This is a genomic window from Teredinibacter purpureus (assembly GCF_014217335.1).
GTDB lineage: Bacteria > Pseudomonadota > Gammaproteobacteria > Pseudomonadales > Cellvibrionaceae > Teredinibacter > Teredinibacter purpureus.
In genome coordinates this window covers 276,392-298,247 of the sequence record NZ_CP060092.1, presented here as the reverse complement: position 1 = coordinate 298,247, position 21,856 = coordinate 276,392, and the positions used below count along the sequence as shown (strand labels likewise).

At 46.6% G+C, this 21,856-nt stretch carries 18 protein-coding genes; 12 read left to right on the top strand and 6 right to left on the bottom strand.

Going from position 1 to position 21,856, the window contains the following annotated elements; genetic code table 11:
- Nucleotides 1-2 precede the first annotated feature (2 nt).
- On the bottom strand, nt 3-581 hold the full coding sequence (locus tag H5647_RS01150; RefSeq protein WP_045855668.1) for a sigma-70 family RNA polymerase sigma factor: 579 nt from the start codon (nt 579-581) through the stop codon (nt 3-5).
- Nucleotides 582-778: 197 nt separating this feature from the next.
- Between H5647_RS01150 and H5647_RS01145 the strand changes: the two genes are divergently transcribed.
- From H5647_RS01145 to H5647_RS01115, 7 genes are all read left to right on the top strand, one after another.
- Nucleotides 779-1,231 carry a nuclear transport factor 2 family protein gene (locus H5647_RS01145; protein WP_045860941.1) on the top strand — a complete coding sequence of 151 codons (453 nt, stop codon included), beginning with the start codon at nt 779-781 and terminating at the stop codon, nt 1,229-1,231.
- Between the two features lies 1 nt (nt 1,232).
- Nucleotides 1,233-2,042: an SDR family NAD(P)-dependent oxidoreductase gene (locus H5647_RS01140; RefSeq protein ID WP_052691794.1), complete on the top strand. Its 810-nt coding sequence runs from the start codon at nt 1,233-1,235 to the stop codon at nt 2,040-2,042.
- 1 nt (nt 2,043) lies between these two features.
- A complete protein-coding gene (locus H5647_RS01135) occupies nt 2,044-3,294 on the top strand; it encodes an NAD(P)/FAD-dependent oxidoreductase (RefSeq protein WP_045855667.1) in 1,251 nt (416 codons plus the stop codon).
- Nucleotides 3,294-4,133 carry a DUF1365 domain-containing protein gene (locus tag H5647_RS01130; RefSeq protein WP_200911618.1) on the top strand — a complete coding sequence of 280 codons (840 nt, stop codon included), beginning with the start codon at nt 3,294-3,296 and terminating at the stop codon, nt 4,131-4,133. Before H5647_RS01135 ends, H5647_RS01130 begins: the two co-directional genes overlap by 1 nt.
- Nucleotides 4,134-4,201: 68 nt before the next feature.
- Nucleotides 4,202-5,449, top strand: coding sequence for an SAM-dependent methyltransferase (locus H5647_RS01125; RefSeq protein ID WP_121495339.1), 1,248 nt, complete (start codon nt 4,202-4,204; stop codon nt 5,447-5,449).
- An 11-nt stretch (nt 5,450-5,460) separates the two neighbouring features.
- Nucleotides 5,461-6,018 (top strand): DUF2878 domain-containing protein, encoded by a 558-nt coding sequence (locus tag H5647_RS01120; protein WP_045855666.1) that lies wholly within the window; start codon nt 5,461-5,463, stop codon nt 6,016-6,018.
- Nucleotides 6,019-6,040: 22 nt separating this feature from the next.
- Nucleotides 6,041-6,772, top strand: coding sequence for a hypothetical protein (locus H5647_RS01115; RefSeq protein WP_200911617.1), 732 nt, complete (start codon nt 6,041-6,043; stop codon nt 6,770-6,772).
- On the opposite strand, the gene H5647_RS01110 is transcribed toward H5647_RS01115, so the two are convergent.
- Nucleotides 6,753-8,159 carry a substrate-binding domain-containing protein gene (locus H5647_RS01110; RefSeq protein ID WP_052691793.1) on the bottom strand — a complete coding sequence of 469 codons (1,407 nt, stop codon included), beginning with the start codon at nt 8,157-8,159 and terminating at the stop codon, nt 6,753-6,755. The genes H5647_RS01115 and H5647_RS01110 overlap by 20 nt on opposite strands.
- A 677-nt stretch (nt 8,160-8,836) precedes the next feature.
- Here H5647_RS01110 and H5647_RS01105 point away from each other — a divergent pair.
- Both H5647_RS01105 and H5647_RS01100 read left to right on the top strand, forming a co-directional pair.
- On the top strand, nt 8,837-10,585 hold the full coding sequence (locus tag H5647_RS01105) for a hypothetical protein (RefSeq protein WP_045855664.1): 1,749 nt from the start codon (nt 8,837-8,839) through the stop codon (nt 10,583-10,585).
- Nucleotides 10,586-10,700: 115 nt separating this feature from the next.
- Entirely contained in the window at nt 10,701-13,460 is a 2,760-nt protein-coding gene (locus H5647_RS01100; RefSeq protein ID WP_045855663.1) for a TonB-dependent receptor domain-containing protein, read from the top strand.
- Between the two features lie 182 nt (nt 13,461-13,642).
- Here H5647_RS01100 and H5647_RS01095 read toward each other — a convergent pair whose 3' ends face one another.
- Nucleotides 13,643-14,443, bottom strand: coding sequence for a UDP-2,3-diacylglucosamine diphosphatase (locus tag H5647_RS01095; protein WP_045855662.1), 801 nt, complete (start codon nt 14,441-14,443; stop codon nt 13,643-13,645).
- A 253-nt stretch (nt 14,444-14,696) separates the two neighbouring features.
- Nucleotides 14,697-16,262, bottom strand: coding sequence for an alpha-N-arabinofuranosidase (locus tag H5647_RS01090; protein WP_045855661.1), 1,566 nt, complete (start codon nt 16,260-16,262; stop codon nt 14,697-14,699).
- 208 nt (nt 16,263-16,470) lie between these two features.
- On the opposite strand from H5647_RS01090, the gene H5647_RS01085 reads away from it, so the two are divergent.
- Nucleotides 16,471-18,069, top strand: a complete 1,599-nt coding sequence (locus H5647_RS01085; protein WP_045855660.1) for a methyl-accepting chemotaxis protein — start codon at nt 16,471-16,473, stop codon at nt 18,067-18,069.
- Nucleotides 18,070-18,186: 117 nt separating this feature from the next.
- Nucleotides 18,187-19,005, top strand: a complete 819-nt coding sequence (locus H5647_RS01080) for a TatD family hydrolase (protein WP_045855659.1) — start codon at nt 18,187-18,189, stop codon at nt 19,003-19,005.
- A 96-nt stretch (nt 19,006-19,101) separates the two neighbouring features.
- Here the strand turns inward: H5647_RS01080 and H5647_RS01075 are convergent, their stop codons facing one another.
- On the bottom strand, nt 19,102-19,314 hold the full coding sequence (locus H5647_RS01075; RefSeq protein WP_045855658.1) for an RNA-binding S4 domain-containing protein: 213 nt from the start codon (nt 19,312-19,314) through the stop codon (nt 19,102-19,104).
- Nucleotides 19,315-19,375: 61 nt separating this feature from the next.
- Nucleotides 19,376-20,170 carry a tRNA cyclic N6-threonylcarbamoyladenosine(37) synthase TcdA gene (gene tcdA, locus H5647_RS01070; protein WP_236074722.1) on the bottom strand — a complete coding sequence of 265 codons (795 nt, stop codon included), beginning with the start codon at nt 20,168-20,170 and terminating at the stop codon, nt 19,376-19,378.
- A gap of 199 nt (nt 20,171-20,369) precedes the next feature.
- On the opposite strand from tcdA, the gene H5647_RS01065 reads away from it, so the two are divergent.
- Entirely contained in the window at nt 20,370-21,851 is a 1,482-nt protein-coding gene (locus tag H5647_RS01065; RefSeq protein ID WP_045855656.1) for an FMN-binding glutamate synthase family protein, read from the top strand.
- The last annotated feature ends 5 nt before the right edge of the window (nt 21,852-21,856 follow it).

The window sequence follows — 21,856 nt, the reverse complement described above, 5'->3', positions numbered from 1 at the left end:
TTTTACCTCGAAATACTGATAGACAATTTGCGCAACGCTAAACGAACGCGAGATTTAACCGTGCCCAACGGTAGGCTCAATTCCTGTGCCACTTCTTGATGGGTTTTCCCTTCCATGTAGACCTTATGAAGTGCGAGCTGTTGCTCGTCTGGGAGCTGGGCCAGCTCTTTAGAGATTAAACTCTCATTTCTTTTTTGCTGCGTAGCCTGAAACGGGTCTGGGCCTTCGTCCACAATTGTGTCCCAGAGATTGGTTGGGTCTATGTCCGATTGATGGCGGCTATTTTTACGTAAATAATCGATTCGAGCATTACGGGCTAAGGTGAATATCCACGTATTGACCGACGCCACCGCAGGGTTGTAAATATGAGCCTTATGCCAGACTTTAATCATTACTTCCTGCGCAACCTCGTCAGCCAGCAGCGAAGCACCAGGCTGGGCAGACAAGGTAAAGGCTCGTAACATTGGCACAAAGTGATCAAACAGCCTCTCAAAGGCCCGGCGGTCGCGGTTTTCGCCCACGGCTTGCATATCATCACTAAGCTTCAGCTGCTCGGCTTTTTTTGCTTCTGCTGATTTCATTCAGGTCTATCCTGCAAACGTCTCGTTGGTTATAGCGGTTATACGGAGCATAGGTGTGTTTTGGATCTATTGGCGGTAAATTCGTATTACGTGACTACCGTAAGGTGATCTACAACGGCCATAGCACCGTAAAACAGAGAAAGGGCTTGCAGGCAAACGATGCCGCATTTTTGATCAAGCATACGAGAGCAATACTCATGTCGGAACGTCCCCCAATCAATGAATTTCCTGTCGTAGAAAGTTTTAAAGGTTTCTACCGTGATATCAGCAAACTGAGGCTAGACGATATGGCCAGCTTATATGATGGCAATATTGTTTTTCGCGATCCTATTCACGAAGTCCGTGGCCTCGACGACCTGCATGCTTATATGGGCGGAGTGTGTGCCAATGTCGAGCAGGGCCGGTTTGAATACCTGGACCAGCTAGTGGGAAATGGCTGCGCCTATATTAAGTGGAATATGTACTTTACGCACCCTAAGTTAGGGCGCAACACCATCGCCGTGCGAGGCATAAGCCATATCGAATTTGGTGAGCGCATTTACTATCACGAAGATGTTTACGATATGGGCGAAATGCTTTACGAACATCTACCGTTAATTGGGCAGGCAACGCGTTGGCTCAAAGGCCGTATAAGTGGTTCGGTGCGCTAAGGTGAAAGCCATAGTGGAAACGAGTTGGGTTACCGGCGCTAGCTCTGGTTTGGGGCGGGCCATGGCGCTTCGCTTGGCCAAACAAGGCCATAGTGTCATTGCAAGTGGTCGCAATCACGCTGCGCTCGTGGATTTAGTCGCAGAATTTAAACGCACAGACGAAGCAAACAAAAACGGAACCATTCAGATAGTGGCTTTTGATCTTGTCGCCTTAGGGGGCAATGAGGCTGAGCGCGATGGGGCTATACAGAAAATACGTGGCTACACCGACGTGCTGGATCGTGTGTATATTAACGCCGGTACGTGTGAATATTTTGATATCGAATCACCCGACTGGTCTATGGCTGCGCGTGTAGAGGCCATTAACTATTTGGGCGCAATCACCACGGTAGAATTGGCGCTCCCATTTCTCCAGCGCTCTAGCAATGGCCACATTATAGGTATTGGCTCACAGGCCGCGCTCGCCCCGTTTGCGCGAGCACAATTCTACGGTGCCTCTAAGGCCGCGCTGCACTACTTTTTAGACAGTCTGCGCATTGATGTGAAACGCTTCAATATTGATGTAAGTCTTATATTGCCCGGCTTTATCGAAACGCCGCTTACCGCAAAGAACCCCTTTCCAATGCCCTTTATTTGTACCGCTGATGACGCCGCCAAACGTATTCTAGTCGCAACCCAAAAACGCCAACCACGTTATGTTTTCCCCAAGCGCCTAGCTCTATTGTTATGGTTCGCAAGACAAATGCCCAGACTATGGCTGGCAATACAGCAGCCTAAAAAAGCCCATTCATCTCACGAACCGGAGGTATAGCGTGAATGTAGCCATTATCGGCAGCGGTATATCGGGTTTAACCTGTGCCTATTTACTGCGGCAAAAATATGAAGTAACCCTATTTGAAAAAGCGGACCGTATTGGTGGCCACACGGCTACTATTGATATAGACCACAAGGGGCAGTCGTTCGCGATTGATACGGGTTTTATCGTGTACAACGATTGGACGTACCCTAACTTTATTCGTTTGCTGGATACTTTGGGGGTTGAATCCCAGCCCACCGCTATGAGCTTTAGCGTCAGCTGCAAGAATACGGGATTGGAATATGGTGGCAGTGGCTTTAATGCGCTGTTTGCCCAGCGTCGCAATGCGTTGAATGTGCCGTACCTCAAAATGCTAAAGGAAATCGTACGTTTTAATCGTGAAGCGATTATTGATTTAGAGAATCATCGTTTAGATTCGTCGACAACGTTGGGCGAATACCTGCAAAGCAAAGGTTATTCACCATTATTTGCAAGCCACTACCTTATTCCAATGGGCAGTGCTATCTGGTCGTCAACATTAGAGGAAGTCTTAAATTTTCCTTTACTCTTCTTTGTAAGGTTTTTTAAAAACCATGGCTTGCTGAGTATCAAAAATAGGCCGCAGTGGCGTGTATTAAAAGGTGGCTCGAAAAGTTACTTAAAGCCCATCACTGAGCATTTAAAAGACCGCATTGTATTAAATGCGAATATACGATGCGTTAAACGTTTAAATGATAGCGTGCAAATTATGTTCAACGACGGTCGAATACAGTATTTCGATCAAGTCGTATTCGCTTGCCACAGCGACCAAGCGTTAGCGTTACTGGATGAGCCTTCGGCTTTAGAGCAAAAAATTCTTGGCGCGATTCCCTATCGTGAAAACAGCGTTATATTGCATACCGACGAGCGAATGTTGCCGAAGTCGAAACGTGCATGGAGTGCTTGGAATTATCATCTCGGTAATCGCAGCGACGAGCCTGCTACGCTAAGTTATAACATGAATATCTTACAGGGCCTTAAAACTGACGATACCTTTGTTGTATCGCTCAATGCACAAGAAAAAATTAATGAGGCCAAAATTGTGGGTGAATACCGTTACGCACATCCGGTGTTTAGCTTAGAAAGCTCTATTGCACAGCAGCGTTGGCAAGAAATTAATGGTATAGAAAATACTTGGTTTTGTGGCGCCTACTGGCGGAATGGTTTTCATGAAGATGGTTGTTATAGCGGTATTCGTGTTGCCGGCGGTTTAGGGGTTCATTGGTGATGTCACAACCTAGTGTCACAGAGACGATGAAAAATAACCCCCCTAACGCGTCCTCTCCCTCGAGTCTGTTAGTGGATAACGCGATTTTTAAGGGGTGGGTATCGCACAAACGTTTTGCGCCAAAGCTGCATCAGTTTCGTTATGCCGTTTTTATGGTGTATCTCAATTTAGATCGTTTGGACAGTTTTTTCGCAAAAAGTCGTTGGTGGTCCAATACTCATTGGTCATTGGCGAGATATAAACGAGAAGACTATTATGGTGACCCTTCGGTACCGTTAAAAGACAGTGTGCTCCGCAAGGTCAACGCAACACTCGGGTTAAATTTGAGTGGTGACGTAACACTATTAACCAATGTACGATACTTCGGATTTATTATTAACCCCATTACACTCTATTATTGCTTTGATACCGAAAAAAGGCTTCAAGCAATGTTGTTGGAGGTGACCAATACGCCTTGGAATAACCGCCATTCCTATGTTCTAAAATGCGATCCAATGACGACGCTACAACGTATTAATTTTGATAAAGATTTTCATGTATCGCCTTTTCATCCTATGCAAATGCAGTACGCGTTAAAAGCCAACAAGCCGGGAGAACGTATTGCTGTAACGCTCACCAGCGGTTACAAGGGCAGTAATGGAGACCCTTCTGGAGAAAATGTTTTTTATGCAAACTTGACACTCAAGTATGTAGAAGCCACTAAAAATAATTTAAATACAGTATTGATAACGTACCCCTTTATGACGTTAAAAGTATGTCTGTCTATCTATTGGCAAGCGTTAAAACTCCTCTTAAAAAGACTGCCAATATATCGATATAAAACGCAGAAAAAAATATAGTATTCTCTACTTAAGGCCGTTTTTCTTAAGTTGGAAAATGTTAACAACAAGGTGATAGTGAGGGATGTGTGGAATACATTAGCCAAGTGAAAACGTTGAACAAACCAAAGTTAGGTATAACCGATAATTTTTCACGTAATATCGTATTAAAAGCGTGCGCGAAAATACAGGTAGGCCACCTAACGATTGAAGACGAAAGTGGTATTCATAGTTTTGGTGAGTCGCAGGCAACCGCAGCTGTGGTTGCGCATATTACAGTACATGACCTATCAACCTATTTCGATTTCTTTTTTCATGGCACCGTAGGCTCTGGCGAAGCCTATATGCGCAATGCGTGGTCTACACCCGATCTTCTCTCCGTTATTCGTTTAATGGTGCTTAATATCCAGTGGCTCAGTAAGTTCAATGCCGAACGGCCTTGGTATAGCCGTTTACTTCTCAATATCGGGCACAAACTGAATAACAATACACTGTCGGGTTCTCGTAAGAACATTGCGGCACATTATGATTTAGGCAATGATTTTTTTAGCCTTTTTCTAGACCCAACCATGATGTATTCTTCCGCAATATACAACGAGAAAACGACGAGTTTAGAGCAGGCTTCTGTCAATAAACTCGAGACTATTTGCCGAAAACTTAAGCTAACCGAGCATGACCACCTATTGGAAATTGGTACGGGCTGGGGTGGTATGGCTATGTATGCCGCTGAACATTATGGGTGTAAGGTTACAACAACAACGATATCGAAAGAGCAGTATGACTTCGCAAAAGAAAAAGTTAAACATAAGGGGTTAGACAACAAAATAACCTTATTGCTAGAAGACTATCGCGATCTAGAAGGCCAATACTCAAAAATTGTGTCGATAGAAATGATAGAAGCGGTAGGGTTTGAATTTTACAGAAATTATTTCGCCAAGTGCAGTAGTTTGCTGGCCAATAATGGAATGATGTTAATACAAGCTATCACTATTCCCGATCAACGCTACGACTACGCGCGTAAATCTACCGACTTTATCAAGCAATATATTTTCCCTGGTGGTTGTTTGCCGTCTAATGAAGTCATTGCACAGTGTGTTTCCCAGCATACGGATATGCAAATTATCGGTTTGCAGGATATTACCCAAGACTATGCCAAAACACTAGCCGATTGGCATGATCGTTTCCAAACGCGAATCGACGATGTGAAAGCGCTGGGTTTTAGCGATAGCTTTTGCCGCATGTGGGAATTTTATTTGTGCTATTGCGAAGGCGGGTTTCGTGAGCGCGTAATTAGTACAAGCCAATTGTTATTCGCCAAACCCAGCTACAGGCATTAGAGCGCATTCTGATGTCAAACTTTCAGGCTATGTTGCTCAATGCGGTGCTCTTTCAGGTGGCATGGTTTTTATTGGCAATGGGTAATAATATCATTGCTATTGCGGTGACGGTTTGCTTCTTTATTGTTCACGGGTTTGTGTATATTCGCCATAAATTTGAATGGCAGTTTATAGCGGCTATCGCTTTAACCGGCTGGCTTATCGACAGTGTTGCTACCTCTATCGGTATTATTCATTTTAGTGGCGCTTGGGCGTTCGCAAATTTTGGGCCTGTTACGGTTGCTTTAGCGCCCATATGGCTATTGTGTATTTGGTTGTGTTTTGCGAGCACGCTTTTGTATAGTTTGGCTTGGTTATATTCGCGTCCCTTGCTTGCCATAGTCGTGGGTTTTGTTGTTGTTCCCTTTAGTTACTATTTTGGCGCACTGCTTTCGGGGTCTGTCTTCTCGCTACCGGTTATTGGGTTGTTGGTTATTGAAGGGCTAATGTGGTCAATAATGCTACCGCAATTTTTGCGTATTGCCAAAACCGTAGCCGCTGTGGTGGCCGAGGATAAGCTTCGTGCGTAGCTTAGCAGGGGCGTTTTGTTTAGTGTTTACTTCTCATATGGCAGTGGCCCATACGCCTCAGATACAGCATTTTGACTCAACGCAGTCGTACCGTATAACCGGTGTTGCCACAGAGGTTGCCAGTGGCAAACCGTTGTATACAGAGGAACACATTGTCTACGAGGATGGTTGGCACTCTGTCGTTTATAGAGATGGCGACGGTGATAGCTTCAGTGTGAAAGAACTCGACTATTCTATAACGCCAATAGCGCCAGATGTGTATCAAAAAAATGACCGTATAGCTGAGACGTTTAGCATTCGAAAGCTACGCGTTAATACCCGTGATAGTGATAGTGAGGGTGTGAGCGAAGCTGTCGATAGCCAAGTAATTGTGGCGTATCAAAAAGGACACGATACAGAAGAACGTAAAGTACCGTTATTGTTTAGCGACTCAACGGTTATCGACGCGGGATTTGATTACTATATAAAGCAGCACTGGCAAAGCCTTATCGATAATAAAACAAAAATATTTCACTACGTGGTGCCCACTCGACAGGCCACGGTGGCGCTCAGTGTTTATACCGTGCCATGTGAAAACCTAACGCACACGTGTTTTCGGCTACGCCTTAAAAATCGCTTTTTGGCATTACTACTGAAACCGATTGATGTTGCTTACGAAACTAATACGCAACGTTTAATGCGCTTTAAAGGCGTGTCAAACATTGCGCTTGCGAGCGGTCATTATCCGTACGTAATTATAGATTACCAATATTGACGACTAAGTTCTGACCGGTTCTGGGTGTCAATGATGTCGGTTTATTGTCAAAAATCCACACCTCTACTCGGTCGTTTTTGTCGCGGCTACTCCCTCTCGAATTCGCAACTAAAACATTAGAGCCGTAACCGAGTACGGGTTCACTGGCTATGCCGTTTCGAAAAAGGGCAATTTTCACCGCCGACGCACGTAAGCGTGAGAGAATGTCTGCTCGACTATTGGTATTTTCGGTATCGCTAAACCCCACCAGCTGTACTTTAATATTCGAGGGATCGTTGTTTTTAATATACTGTGTAATGCGCGTGATATCTTGGCGAGCTTTATTATCCAGTGCAGCGTCATTTTCTTTAAACCGAAAGTTTATGGATAAGCGTTCTGCATACTGAGTTAATTGTCGGTATTCATCGGGCCCGTTAAGTTTTTCTACCTTAAGTGGTGTAGGGTTTTGCGAAACAAACCCTATAGATTCCACTATCTCCTGACCTGAACGGCTATGAGCAAACGCGATAAAATCGTCAACTAACGGGTTTTTAATCTGTTCAGGTGAATATAAGTAGAGGCGTCGTGAAAGAGGGTAGTCTTCTGTTGCTACATAGATAACGTCAGGTTTTAGCGCACGGGTATTGTTATCGTTAATGGCAAGAGCCTTCGCAGTATTAACCGATGCTAAACCAACAAAACCAATGCCAGAAGGATCATTCGCAACATTTTTGGAAAGCATATCGTTGGACTCAAACCGTTTTGCGTTAGCAGAGAGTGAATAGCGTTTGGAGAAGACCAAATTTTTAAACGTATCCCATGTTCCCGATTGTTCATCTCGTGCGTAGAGCCGAATGGCGCGATCTGGCCCTCCCACTTCACGCCAATTTTTTATCTCGCCGGAAAATATCTGAGCAACGGTTTCAACCGGTAATTGGTCGACAGGGTTGGTCGGGTTGACGATAACGGCAAGACCATCGATGGCTACTATATTCTCTGCCGAAAAACTGCGCATATCGCCGTAATCTTTTAACGCTATCACTTCCTTTTCTTTAATGCTGCGTGAGGCCATTGCTATGTCTGCTGAACCATTCAGCAGGCCTATAAACCCAGTACTTGAGCCGTGGGCGTGAATAGCGATAGTGACATTTTTACCTTGTATATTCCCTGTCACAAACATTTCGTTCTGAACAGATGTAGGTTGGGTCATGACATTGGTTGCGCCTTTTTGTTGCAGCCATGCATGTGCCCATGCGGGAGCCAGGTGCGCACCAATAGTGTTGGATCCTTGTACGGTGAAGAGTAACCCTTCGGTTCCTGTTGGAAAATAATTGTCGGCATGTGAAAAGTGACGTGGCATCAAGGTCCAAACGCATAGCGCTGCGAAAAGTAATACAGATTTTTTCATTGGGATACTTCTATTGTAGTCGTCGGATCAATAATTAGTCGATCGCTGCATAGGCTTGAAATGGAGATAAATCATGTGAAATAAATAGCGGTCGTGGCGCACAACATAAAGAAGCTTTGTGACATTTTTGTGACAAATAGAATAATTCCCCCGTCGCGCCAAAATAGTGCTTAAACGAGCATAGCCATTAGGCTGTGATCAATTTCTTGATGGTATAGCCGCGAGAGTTTTGTGGTTACTCAATACTCTCTGCTGCCGATTATGCTGTTCTACAAAAGTGCCGTACCTTCAGCCTAGGTGTAACACGTTACCATTGTAGCCTGTGCCTACCTCTTATCTTTATTGTGAACCTTCCAAAATACAATGCCTTGTCATGCAAGCATCATATTAGTGTCATATTTCGGTAACAAAAAAACGAAAGTATATGCGCGCCAGCTTAGATTGTAGACGCGTCATTATGGGGGCGAGCGCTACAACGATGACAATACTCTCAGCGAGGCAAGTATCACCTGAATCGTGAATATTTTTGAGTGTTTGCTCTTGCAGAGCGATCAAGCGCACACGCTCGTAGAATTTATTTACGCAGCGTAAGAATTGGGCGTTCGTTGTGGAAACATGTCGAGCGCGATGTTGTGTTAATTCACATTTTGTAACGTCTTTTAGAGAGAGTTCACTTTATGAAAATGAAAAGCTTAGTTGGCTTAATCGCAGTATCTGCATCGTTGGTTGCCTGCGGCGGTGGCGATATTGTTATCGAAGCGCAGAACAATAGTGTGGTTAATGATAATTCCATTGCTAATAGCAATAACACGACGACACCAGTAAATTCTGGCCCCGATTTCTCGTGTGCTTTCTATAATGACGAAAATGGTGTTCGCCAAGAAGGTCAAGTGGATGGTGTTAACTGTATCTACAGTGAATCGTTTGTTGATTTTGATAACCCGATTCTCACCAGTATTACGCTGGCGAATATCGGTGAAGGCGCACATATTTTTGCGGGTAGCGTATTCGTAGGTCAAAACTACGACACTATTGCAGATGCAACCGCTGCAGGCATCGAGAAAGGCGGAGACGGACCAACGCTAAATGTACGCGCAGGAGTGACGGTTGCGCTCCAGAACTCGGAAGACTTTATTGCAATTTCTCGAGGCTCTCGTATTGAGGCTGTTGGAACCGCGGATATGCCCGTCACATTTACCTCAGAAGTTGACGTTAACGGCTCTGTTGGCGCTGAAGACGTACAGACGTGGGGCGGTATGATCATTAACGGTTTTGGTTTTACTAATTCGTGTCAGTACGAAGCAGGTTGGGACTACAGTGATACGGGCTTAGCTTTAGTGACGGGCGAAGATTGTTCCAAACTGGTTGAAGGTACTGAAGGTTCGCGTTCACAGCATTTCGGTGGAACGGTACCGTCGGATAATTCGGGCACGTTACGTTATGTTGTGGTTAAGCATGCGGGTTTTGAAATTACGGCAGGCAACGAACTAAACGGCATCACCTTTGGTGCTGTGGGTAGCGGTACGACGTTAAGTAACCTAGAAATTTATGCCAACAAAGATGATGGTGTGGAATTCTTCGGCGGTGGTGCAAACCTTACAAACTATGTCGCAATGTATGTTCAGGACGATTCTATCGACTTGGATCATGGTTACTATGGCACCATTCAAAACGCCCTCATTATTCAAGGCGGCGCAGTGGGTGAGATGACCAAAACCGGGGCGCATTGTGTAGAGTCGGATGGTTCTGCCAGTAGCTTAAAAGGTACAAATATTACCAACGGTTATGTAGGTAAAGCGGTTATTAATAACTTAACGTGTATCTCCAGTGCGAAAGGCCCCAGTGTAGCGGGTAACTCGGACCCAGGTGCGGGTATTAATGCCGAAGAAGCACATCACCTTACACTGAATCGTTCCATTGTAACCACTGCGTACAGCGTAGATGCAACCACTGATGGTGCTGGCGACGCAATCGATGCGGGTAATCTTGATTTTACGAACTACTGTTTTCAGCTCGAAGATTCGGAAGACCTTTCAAATGCCGGTAACGGGTTAGTGAATATCAACACCACTATTTTTGCCTGCGCCGATATTGCGGCTCAAAAATCGCGTTCAGGTGATTTTGTTCTTACGGCGGGCACCGAATACGGTGCAATCACCGGTCAAGCTTTTCTAGAAGCTCAGGATAACGTTGTAGCATTAAACGTAGCAGACGATGGCACTACACCACCGAATGCGGGTAACTTAAATATACTAAATGGCTTTTATTCTTTACCACTGGCTGAGATGGTTGTCGATGGCAATGTGGTTGCCTTCGACACAGCCGTTACTCATGTGGGAGCCGTCGTGGCGTCAGACGATTGGACGGCAGGTTGGACTTATGGCTTACACGACGGTAATCGCGGTCAAGCGCTTTGGTTCGAATAATTTTCTCTAGATAAAAAGTGTTCTGAAAGAAAGCCGTTTATGAGAGGGCGCCATACGGCGCCTTTTTTATTGAAAACAGGCATCTTTAAATCTTGGTAATCGAAGGTTGATTAAGATGAAAAAAAATTCAAAAAAATCCAATGTATGGCTTGGCTCACTTTTCTCCGTGAGTGCGCTTAGTTTGGCTGTCTCGTCAATAGTTTATGCTCAGGGTGATGTAGAAACGATTGCCGTTCCAACGCAAGCTATTGAAGAAATGATGGTGCTAGGGCGGTTACGGAGCTCAGCACAGGATCGTGTTGCTGAACGCATGGAAATGGACATTGCTGTTGATATTTTGGGCTCAGAACAAATGACGCGTATCGGCGACTCAACCGCTGCTGTTGCATTAAAGCGAGTGCCAGGTGTCACGCTTGTCGATGGCAAGTATGTGTATGTACGAGGTTTAGGTGAACGCTATTCAAGCTCTCTTTTAAATGGTGCAACCGTACCATCGCCAGACTTAACTCGAAACGTTTTACCGTTAGATATTTTTCCCGCGTCCATTATAGAATCTATTGCCGTACAGAAAGCTTACTCGGCTAAAAACCCGGCCACATTTGGTGGTGGCAATATCGATATCCGTACCAACGGTATACCGCAGGATGTGGTAATTGCGTTTGAACTGAGCGGCGGAATACACAGCTTATCGGAAGAAGGTTTAAGTTATAGCGGCGGCAGCGATGACAATTGGGGAGAGGACGACGGCACACGAGCGTTATCGTCGGGTGTGGCGAGCGCATTGAATACTTTTTTTCCGTCTATTGATGCGAGTGAACCTAGTGTAAGCCCCGATTCCATTCAGGCAACGTTCGCGCGTGCCGGCAGCCCCGTTTCCGATGCGCAAGCAGCCGATATAAATACGCGGCTGGCGAGCAGTCTCTATCGAAACCTTTCAATTTCGACCGATAGCCATGACCTGTCTGACAAAGGCTTTAGCCTTAATCTTGGAAATCGTTACGATATTGGCGGGGACTTTCAGTTTGGAGTATTGGCGACGGCTGATTACGACAGCGGCTACCGTACTAACGAACGGGTTAATCGAATCTACAATGATCCGGCTGAAGAGTTTAAAGAAAGTACGCGCACCACACATAATGTGAGCGCCACCGGTACTTTAAATTTTGGTGTTAGCTGGAGTGATGAGCACCTTATCGAGTCGAAAAATATGGTGTTACGTAACACCGACGATGAAGTCTCAATTGCACAAAAATACAATACCACGGCCTCTTATTCTACGGGGCAAGGTTTTCAAGAATATGATTTTAGATACGAGCAGCGAGAGCTGAATATTAATCAGATAACCGGTAGCCACCGGTATGGGTACGATACCAGTGAGGCGTTGGGCCTTGAATTATCATTTATCGACGACTTAGAGTTTGATTGGTTTTTCTCCGATGCAACGGCCACGACGGACATTCCCTCCGAGACTAATATTGAAGCCAGTATTTCACGTAATCTCGAGACGAACGCAATATCGGCTGCGAGACTCGTCCGAAAGCAACGTATGGTTGACGTGCGCTATACCGATTTGGATGATACCGTTGAGAGCCGTGGTTTTGAACTACGCTTGCCGATTAATACCAACACCTGGGCGATTAACCTAACCGGTGGTGGCAAGTACGATCGTAAAACCCGTACTTACGAACAGTTAGATCTTTCGATTGGGCCGGATTCTTCGGCCGCTGATGCTTCTTTGCTAGGCGGTTCGAGTGATCTCTCGACAATATTATCGGATGACAATATTGCACATCCAGAATACGGCTACCAACTTATTTATCAGGATGGTTTGTCGAGAAGTTATGTGGCCGCGACCACAACCGATGCTTTTTTTGGTACAGCCGATTTTTTTTGGAATGACACGGTTCGCATGGTGCTGGGTGCGCGTTATGAGGATTACAAACAGTTCAGTGGTGCATACTACCCTTATAGGGTAAAGGGTAACCGTATAGACGTGGGTGACGTGACACACTTAGAGACCGGCGAAGTGCCCTCGAGCCTTTTTCGTTTAGATGACGTCTATCCGTCACTGGCATTAACCTATTCGCGGCAAGATTTTTGGGCAGATGATTTCAATTTGCGTTTTTCAGCGAGTGAAACGGTTGTGCTGCCAGATTTAAGAGAGATTGCACCGGCGAGTTATCAGGACCCGCTCACCGGCAATATTGTGAGTGGTAACCCCGATGCGATTCAGTCGGGCATCACCCATTTAGATTTTCGAGCCGAATGGTTTTTTAGTTCCGGCGATAACCTTACGTTGTCGTTATTCCACAAAGATATTCAAAATCCGCTTGAATATTTTCTCGATACAGGAACAGAAGATTCTTTAAACGCGACAATTGAGAATGCGGAAAGTGGTGTTATCTCCGGTATAGAAGCGGAGTGGTTAAGCCACTTAGGGACGCTTAACGATAATCTGGATGCGTTCTTTATTGCCGGTAACGTGACGCTAGCCGATTCTGAGTTAATTGTTGGTGATGATATAGAAGTATCGGTTACCAATCGTGTTCGCCCATTGCGTGGCGCATCGGAATACGTTGCCAACATTCAATTGGGGTATGACTCTGATGACGGCGCACATGCTGCTACTGTGGTTTACAATGTTGCGGGTGAGAGAATTTACTCTGCTGGTGTTGGCGATGACCCCGATGCTTACGAACAGCCTTTTAGCGCGGTTGATTTTTCTTACTCCTATTTTCCAACGGATAATTGGACAATTAAATTAAAAGCGAGAAATTTATTGGGCGAATCTGTAGTCATTCAGCAAGGCGACGTTGATATTTTTGAACAAGCCGTAGGGCGTTCTTACAGCGTGAGTGTGAAGTACAAATATTAAAGGAATATTGTAACGCACTTATCGCGCACGGATAGGTGTTTAAAAACCCCGGTCAAAAATCGGGGTTTTTTTCGTTACAAAAGGAAAGGTATTGGGTACGATTAAATCTTGAAAAGGGAACCCAAGCGGTTCCCGCTCGCTAAATATGTATGACAGGGTAGAAGGCTGTGCGGTGAGGCTACCTAAGCCGCCGCGCTGTTTTTGGTAGTGTTTTGGGGCGTTTCTTGCCACTCTACTTTGTCTGCAAAATGCAGTAGCCGGAGCTGCCCTGAATAGTCTTCGGTGAGGGCGGTACAGCTTTCTATCCAATCGCCTGTATTGGCATAGGTGAAATTATTACGGGTATCTAAATCAGATGAGTGGATGTGACCGCAAATCACGCCGTCATACCCCTGCGCGCGCGCCTCGTGAATACACTGGTTTTTATAGCGTTCAATGGCTTTTCGGGCTCCTTGCACGTTGCTTTTAATCTGGCCTGCAAGTGAAAAGTACGGCATGCCAAAGAGCCGGCGAAATCGGTTACCCCACCGATTTAGAAAGAGCAAAAAATTATAGGCAATATCACCTGTGAATTGAGTGATCCAATCGTACTGCATATAGGTGTCCATCGCATCACCATGCAATATCCAAAATGTTTTTCCAGTGGCGGTTTGATAAGTGTGTTCGTGCATAATTTCGATGGGCCCAAATTTTTGTCCATCGAAACGCCGTAAGGGATCGTCGTGGTTGCCGGGAATATAGATAACGCGTGTGCCGTTGTCGGCGAGTTCGTACAGTTTTAATAGAATATGGTAATGCTCTTGGGGCCAAAATATCTTTTTTTTCAGAGACCATAAATCCACAATATCGCCCACTAGATACAAGGTGTCGCAGTTGAGCGATGAGAGAAATGAGTAGAGATAATCGGCTTTACAGTCTTTAAAACCTAAATGGATATCTGATATCCAGACTGTGCGTGCACGTATAGGGTTTGCAACGGACATAGGAAACTCCACGATCAGTGTGGTTATTATTGCAACCTAGTGTCAATAACAGGGATGACGATTGTGTAACAGTGGTATGAAGCTTTGGTGACGGGGCGAGTATAGTCGTGAGAATGTCATGCTGGGGCGACACAGGGATGAGAGGCAATCTAAAGGGGAAATTCTTTAGGTGTAAGGCGAAGCGATAACCTGTTCTACTCAGATCGTTTATGCAGACGACCTGAGTAGGTCCATTGCGTTATAAAAAACGCGGTTATTGTAGTTGCACCACCACTACGGATTTTGCTGGCAGTGTTAAGACCAGTTTTTTACCTTTAGCCGTTGCGGAATACGCTTGTGGTGCGATGGCGTTGGGCTTTTCAAAGGTGTTGTGTGCATCGGTTGCGGAGGACGTAAGTACGTGGCCTTCGGCAGACGAGAAGGTTTGGCCAGCGGCAACTGTGACGTCGCTTGCGTGATGAGGGTTGGTGTTCACTAAGGCTAACCACGTATTGCCGTTTTTATCTTGTGCGGCAGAGACGCTCACATTGGGGATGCTCTTGTCGCCAAACGCGTAACCTTTATCACCTTTAATGCTGACCGGAAACGAGGTTGCATCTTGGAAGGGAATATACATTTTAAAGACATGGTAAGTGGGCGTTAGCAACATTTTTTCTTTATCGGTGAGGATCATGGCCTGCAGCACATTCACCATTTGCGCAATATTCGACATTTGTACACGTTCGGCATAGGCATGAAAAATATTTAAATTCAGGCCTGCCAGTACGGCATCACGCAATGTATTTTGTTGATATAAAAAACCGGGGTTATCGCCGGGTTCAACATCGTACCAAGTGCCCCATTCGTCGACATAAAACCCCACTTTTTTCTCAGGGTCGTGTTTATCCATGATAGCGATATTGGTTTTGATGAAGTCTTCAATACGCAGTGTGTTATCTAAGGTGGAAAACCACTCATCTTCGCCGAAGGCTAGTGCGCGCCCGTGTACATCCCAGTCGCCGGTAGGCAAGGTGTAGTAATGATGGCTAATGGCATTCATGCGCATGCTCCACGTTTCGGGCACTTGCTCCATTAAGGTTTGGGTCCATTCGGTTTGTGCAGTGTGGCCACCGCTGGCAATCATAATTGGGCGGTTATTTTCGGGGGTTTTGGCAAAGGTTGCATAGTGCTTGTAGAGATGGGCGTAATATTCTGGTGTCATGGTACCGCCGCAGCCCCATGCTTCGTTACCTATCGCCAAATAGTGCACCCGCCACGGTTCATCTCGGCCATTGGCTCGGCGTAAATTCGCCAGTGTGGATTGGCCTTCGGCCGTCATGTATTCCAACCATGCGGCCATTTCTTGTGGGGTGCCGGTGCCTAAATTAGCGTTGATATACACTTCTGCATCGAGCTTTTCAGCTAGTGCAAAAAACTCATGTGTACCAAAGGCGTTGTCGTCTTCTACACCACCCCAAGTGGTATTAATGGTTACGGGGCGCTTATTGTGCGGGCCAATACCATCTTTCCAGTGGTATTCGTCGGCAAAGCATCCGCCGGGCCAGCGTAGTAAGGGAACCTGTAGGTCTTTAAGTGCTGCGAGTACATCGCTGCGGTAACCGTCTTCGTTCGGAATTTTAGAGTCTTCTCCCACCCAAACACCCTCGTAGATACCTCGGCCAAGGTGCTCCATGAATTGACCGTAGATATTGCGATGGATGGTCGCACCAGCATTTCCAGTATCAATTGTGACGGTGATGTTGGCTGTGGCGGCCAAACTGCAGAGGAGCCCGCTAGAGATGAGACAGGCTGAAATGGCCATGCGTAGGAGTCGATTCATTAATTGCACCCTTATTCGTGAATGTATGGCACGGATTATAACTTGTATGACAAATAAATCGAGTGTTCTGTGCGCTGGGGTTTAAGCGTACTTTTCTCGGAATTTAAGCAAAAGTCACCGTGGTGCCTATACTTTTGACAGCATAGCCGCCCTTTATTGGCGGCGCCCCACAGCAACGTGTAAAAGTTAATTAGCAAAGAGGTTTGTAATGCGTTATCAGTTGGCATATCTGTTAAATGGGATTGTAAGGTCATTGGGAATTAGAACGATCAAAGGCCAGTTCTCGCTATCGTTTTTACTGATAATTGTATTGGCCGTAATTTCTACGGGCTCTATGTATCTGACCTTGGACATCACCGCCGATACGGTGGATGTAGCGGGACGTCAGCGCATGTTAACGCAGCGTTTGGCGAAGGAAGCTTTTCTGGTGGCGAATGAAGCCGAGCCCCAAAGCGTCGTTCAAGAAACGATTACAGAGTTTGAGCGGTCGCACCGTGATTTAATGATGGGCAATAAGCGCGCGGGTATTGCGATACCCACAAGCGAAGTCCTCGCCCAACTGAAAGAAGTCGAGAGAGTGTGGCGGCAATATAAATTAACGGTTGCAGCGTATATTCGGTCGAAAAATACAGAAGAATTAGCCAAGATAAACAGCGAGAGCCTCAACGCATTAAGCGAAATGAGTACTGCTGTGACAATGATCGCTGAGTCCTCGAATCGTTCGCTTAAAACCAACGAGCTCATTACGTTGTTTGCGGGTTTGGCGATTATCGTCATCGCTCTTGCGGCTAAGGTTCTAGGCATGTATTGGTTAATGGCGCAAATTCACTTGTTACGTGAACGTCTATTGGGGGTTGCGAATGGCGATTTCTCACAATCGATTGATGAAGTCTCTAGTGATAATGAAGTAGGCCAAATGTTTTCGGCCTATAACAATATGATAAAACGCGTGGGGGATGTGGTAACACGCGTAAAAGCCTTGACGGCCAACATTTCTGGTCAGGTAGGTTCTTTAGGGCAAGCAGCGCAGAACTCCGAAGCCTCTATGGGCAAGCAAAATCGTGAATTGGAGCAGGTGTCGACCGCGATGAATGAAATGTCGGCGACCGTTAATGAAGTGGCAAGTCATGCAGCAGAAGCCGCCACCAGTGCCGGTAAAGCGAATGTGGATGCCGGTAGCGGTTACCGTGTGGTCGAAATGTCGTTCGAGAATATCGCCAATATGTCGCAAAACCTTGATGGTGCTGTAGGTGTTATGCAGCAGTTGGATTTAGATGCGCAAGAAATTGGCAAGGTGTTAACGGTTATTACCGGTATCGCAGAGCAAACGAATTTACTGGCACTAAACGCGGCCATTGAAGCGGCGCGTGCGGGTGAGCAAGGCCGAGGGTTTGCGGTGGTGGCTGACGAGGTGCGTACGCTGGCGCAAAAAACTCAAACGTCTACCGAAGAGATTCAACGCATTATCGAGCGTTTACAAAATCAAACCACAAAGGCGGTTTCTGTGGTGGGTAAAAGCACCAGCGCGGCGCAAGAGGGTGCAGAAAAAATGGGGGACGCCAATAAAGAGCTGCAAAAAATTGTGGATGCCGTGAGTAATATTCAAGAGATGACAACGCTGATTGCAACGGCTGCCCACGAGCAGTCTAATGTCGCAACGGAAATAGACCGTAATATTACGTCGATATCCGACTCTGCAATGGAAACATCTCAGGTGGCGTCCAATGTGCGTAGCTTTTCCGATGCAATCAATGCCGATGTTGCCTCGCTGAACGAATCGGTCGCGGCACTGCGCGTAACGGGTTGAGCCTTACGTTAGAAAGATCTCAGTAACGGGTAATACCTAGCAATCAACGCCTAGCGCTCGCCATCATTTTTTGTCACACTCAGACGTTCTGCCTGAGATTGTGCGAGCGTTTCCCCTTTGCTTATTGATAGCCACTGTCATTTTGATTTCGATGTGTTTACGTCACAGCGCACGGCAATCTTGCGCCGGTGTGATGAACGCGGTGTTCAGCATATTGTGATGCCGGGCACTTCGCCCGCCCAATGGAACACGCTGCAGCAGTTGTGTGAGCACAACCCTGTGCTGCATTACGGTGTGGGCATACACCCGTGGTGGATAGACTCGGTAATAGGTGATGGTGTGCCGGCCAGCGAGCCTCCCCATTCGTCTTATTTTCGCCGTTGTGAACGTTTTCGAGAGGCGCTGCACGCGCATGTGGCGCAGCCTTCGTGTATAGCCATTGGTGAGTGTGGTTTAGATGCAACACGCAATATTCCCCTAAAAGATCAAGTCGCGGTACTGGAATGGCACTGTGCGATTGCGGTCGAGAGGCAAATGCCTTTAATTGTGCACTGCGTGAAAGCACATAACGAACTGGTGCAATGTATCAACAAATTTTCGGGATTAACCGGGGTTGTTCATGCTTTTAGCGGAAGCCTCGAGCTCGCGCAGCAATATTGGCAGCGGGGCTTTTATCTTGGGGTGGGGGGCACTATTACCTATGCGCGCGCAGCGAAAACGCGCAGAGCCATTACAGCGATGCCACTAGAAAGCTTGTTATTGGAAACCGACGCGCCAGATATGCCATTGCAAGGGAAGCAAGGGCAGGTGAATAGCCCAGAGTACTTGCCCGAAATTGCGCAGGAATTGGCAGTATTGAGGCAGGTAAGTACAGCCGACATCGCGGTAGCAACACGCAACAATACGTTGCGTTTGTTCTCGCGGTTAGCCTGCTAGTGCGGTCGGTAAGTGTAGAGCCTTTGTTTTGTCGTATTCGAGGTGCGCGGCCTAAAATATGAGTAGCGAGTTGCTGCAATAGGTCTTGTGGCAGGTTTATTCGACGCTTATGTTGAGCGTTTCATCCCCTAACGTAATGGTATCGCCAGCAACAATTTTCTTACTTTTCTGCGTTTCTACCACCCCATTTACCGATACTTGGCCATCAACAATGACAGCTTTTGCTTCACCGCCACTGGCGACCAATCCTGAAAATTTGAGAATTTTATAGAGTTCTATCGGTTGTTTGGTGAGTTTGATGTCGTGCATAGAGAGGCCTTTTAAATATGTGGCTTACGTCGCTAGAGTGCGAAAGAGATCGCGTGCGAGCTTATAGCGTATTCAAGTAACGTTCAATTGCCTTTGACGCCGCCGCAAAGCCAAAACTGCCCGTTACCATTACGGACGAACCGAATCCACCGGCACAATCGAGTTTTACGCCGTCTTGTAAAAACTGTTTATTACCACAAACAGAGCCGTCGGGTTTGGGGTATACCATTTGCTCATCGGAATAGACCGCATCAATGCGAAAGCGCCGGTTTTTACTGCGTGCGAAATTATGTGAGTGGTAGAGGAGGTTACGCATTTTTGCCAGAAGTGGGTCACTTTGGGTGCAGCCGAGATCGTCAACTCGAATACGATTGGGGTCTGTTTTTCCTCCTGAAGAGCCGCACGTGACTAAACGTTTTTTATGTCGGCTACAAAAGGCCGCCAGTGCGGCTTTAACATGCACCGAATCCATAGCGTCCAGCACTATATGATGCTGTTCGCCAATATAATCGCCAATATTTGTTTTGGTGAGAAAATCGTGCACGCAATGCACGTTAATATCGGGGTTAATCGCGAGTAAGCGGTCGGCCATTACGTGGTTTTTAGACTGCCCAATGTGTGTTGTGAGCGCGTGTAACTGGCGGTTAGTGTTGGTGATACAAATATCGTCGAGTTCAATTAATGTTAATTCACCCACGCCAGAACGCGCTAACGCCTCTGCGGCCCAGGTGCCTACGCCCCCTAAACCGATAACCACAAAGTGAGCGGTTGAAAGTGCGGCCATGGCGGCGTTACCGTAAAGGCGGCCCACGCCGGCAAAGCGGGCAATATAGTCTGGGGAAAGTGGTGTGCTCATCATGCGGCCTAAACGGTGGTGGTAGCGTGGGGGGCTGCATTTTACCCTAGGTGTTGCCGATATAGTGCAGGGATTCTCGGCTTAATGCTACGTTAACTAGGTTTCACGACAGTAATCATGCTTGGCCGCGCGGGGAGTGTTTAGGCCTGCCCCGAGTTTCCGTATACTGCGACCCTCAACACGCCGTTTAGGATTATTTATGGAAGCCGGATTACACACCTTTTTTTCGTTGATCGCCTCTGCGTTTATTTTGTGCATGGGAATCGCCTTTTTGTGGGTGGTGGTTGTGTTTTTTATCGACCTTAATCAACAGCAGTCGACGATTCGACGGAATTACCCCGTTATTGGCCGGTTTCGTTATTTATTCGAGCATTTGGGTGAGTTCTTCCGACAATATTTTTTCGCGATGGATAGGGAAGAAATGCCGTTTAATCGGGCTTTACGTAGTTGGGTATATCGGGCGGCAAAGGGAGTACCTACAGAACTGGCCTTTGGTTCTAGTCGCGTCGATTCAAAACCGGGCGAACATCATTTTTTAAATTCAGTATTTGCGGTGTTAGATGAAGATACGGTAGCACCGAGCCCTATTGAGTTTGGCCCACATTGTGATGTGCCCTATTTAGCGAAAAGTTTTTTTAATATTTCCGGTATGAGTTACGGCGCTTTGTCTAAACCGGCGGTACGCGCCTTAGCCGAGGGGGCAAAACTGGCTGGGTGTTGGATTAACAGTGGTGAAGGAGGGGTATCGGCGTACCACCTTCGCAGTGGTGCCGATATTATTGCGCAAATTGGTACCGCTAAATACGGTGTGCGAGATGCGCAAGGCAACTTGAGCGATGAAAAACTGAAGGCCTTAGCGGCACACTCGAACGTTAAAATGTTTGAAATAAAACTAAGCCAAGGCGCAAAACCGGGCAAAGGCGGTATATTACCTGCCGAAAAAGTGAACGCGGAAATAGCAGACATTCGCGGTATTATTAAAGGGCTGGCCTCTATCAGCCCCAACCGTCACCCGGATATTAATAACACAGAAGAGCTACTCGGGATGATTAATCATATACGATTGGTCACCGGAAAGCCTGTGGGTATAAAAATCGTGATGGGAGATCCTGCATGGTTTATTGAGTTGTGTGATGCCATTAATGCCAGAGGCAACGTACAGGCCCCAGATTTTATTACCCTCGACAGCGCCGATGGCGGTAGCGGTGCGGCGCCGCAACCCTTGCTGGATTTTGTCGGTTTACCTTTGCGTGAAAGCTTGCCGTTACTCATTGATATTCTCGTTGAGCATAATCTGAAAGAGCGCATACGAGTAGTTGCGTCCGGAAAATTAATTTCTCCCAGCTATGTAGCAGAGGCGTTGGCAGTGGGTGCCGATGCCGTTGTCTCGGCGCGTGGGTTTATGTTCGCGTTAGGCTGTATTCAAGCAATGCAGTGCAATAAAAACACCTGCCCTACAGGTATTACTACGCATAATACGCGCTTACAACGCGGGCTGCATGTGGCAGATAAATCGGTAAGAGTGGCGCGCTACCAGCAGAAAATGATCCACGACGTTGAAATGATTGCACACTCGTGTGGCCTACAACAGCCATCGGAATTTAGCCGTAAACATGTTCGAATTGTGCAAGCCGATGGCCGCTCTGTGAGCTTGGCTGAACTGTATCCGAATAAGGTTTGATGAGC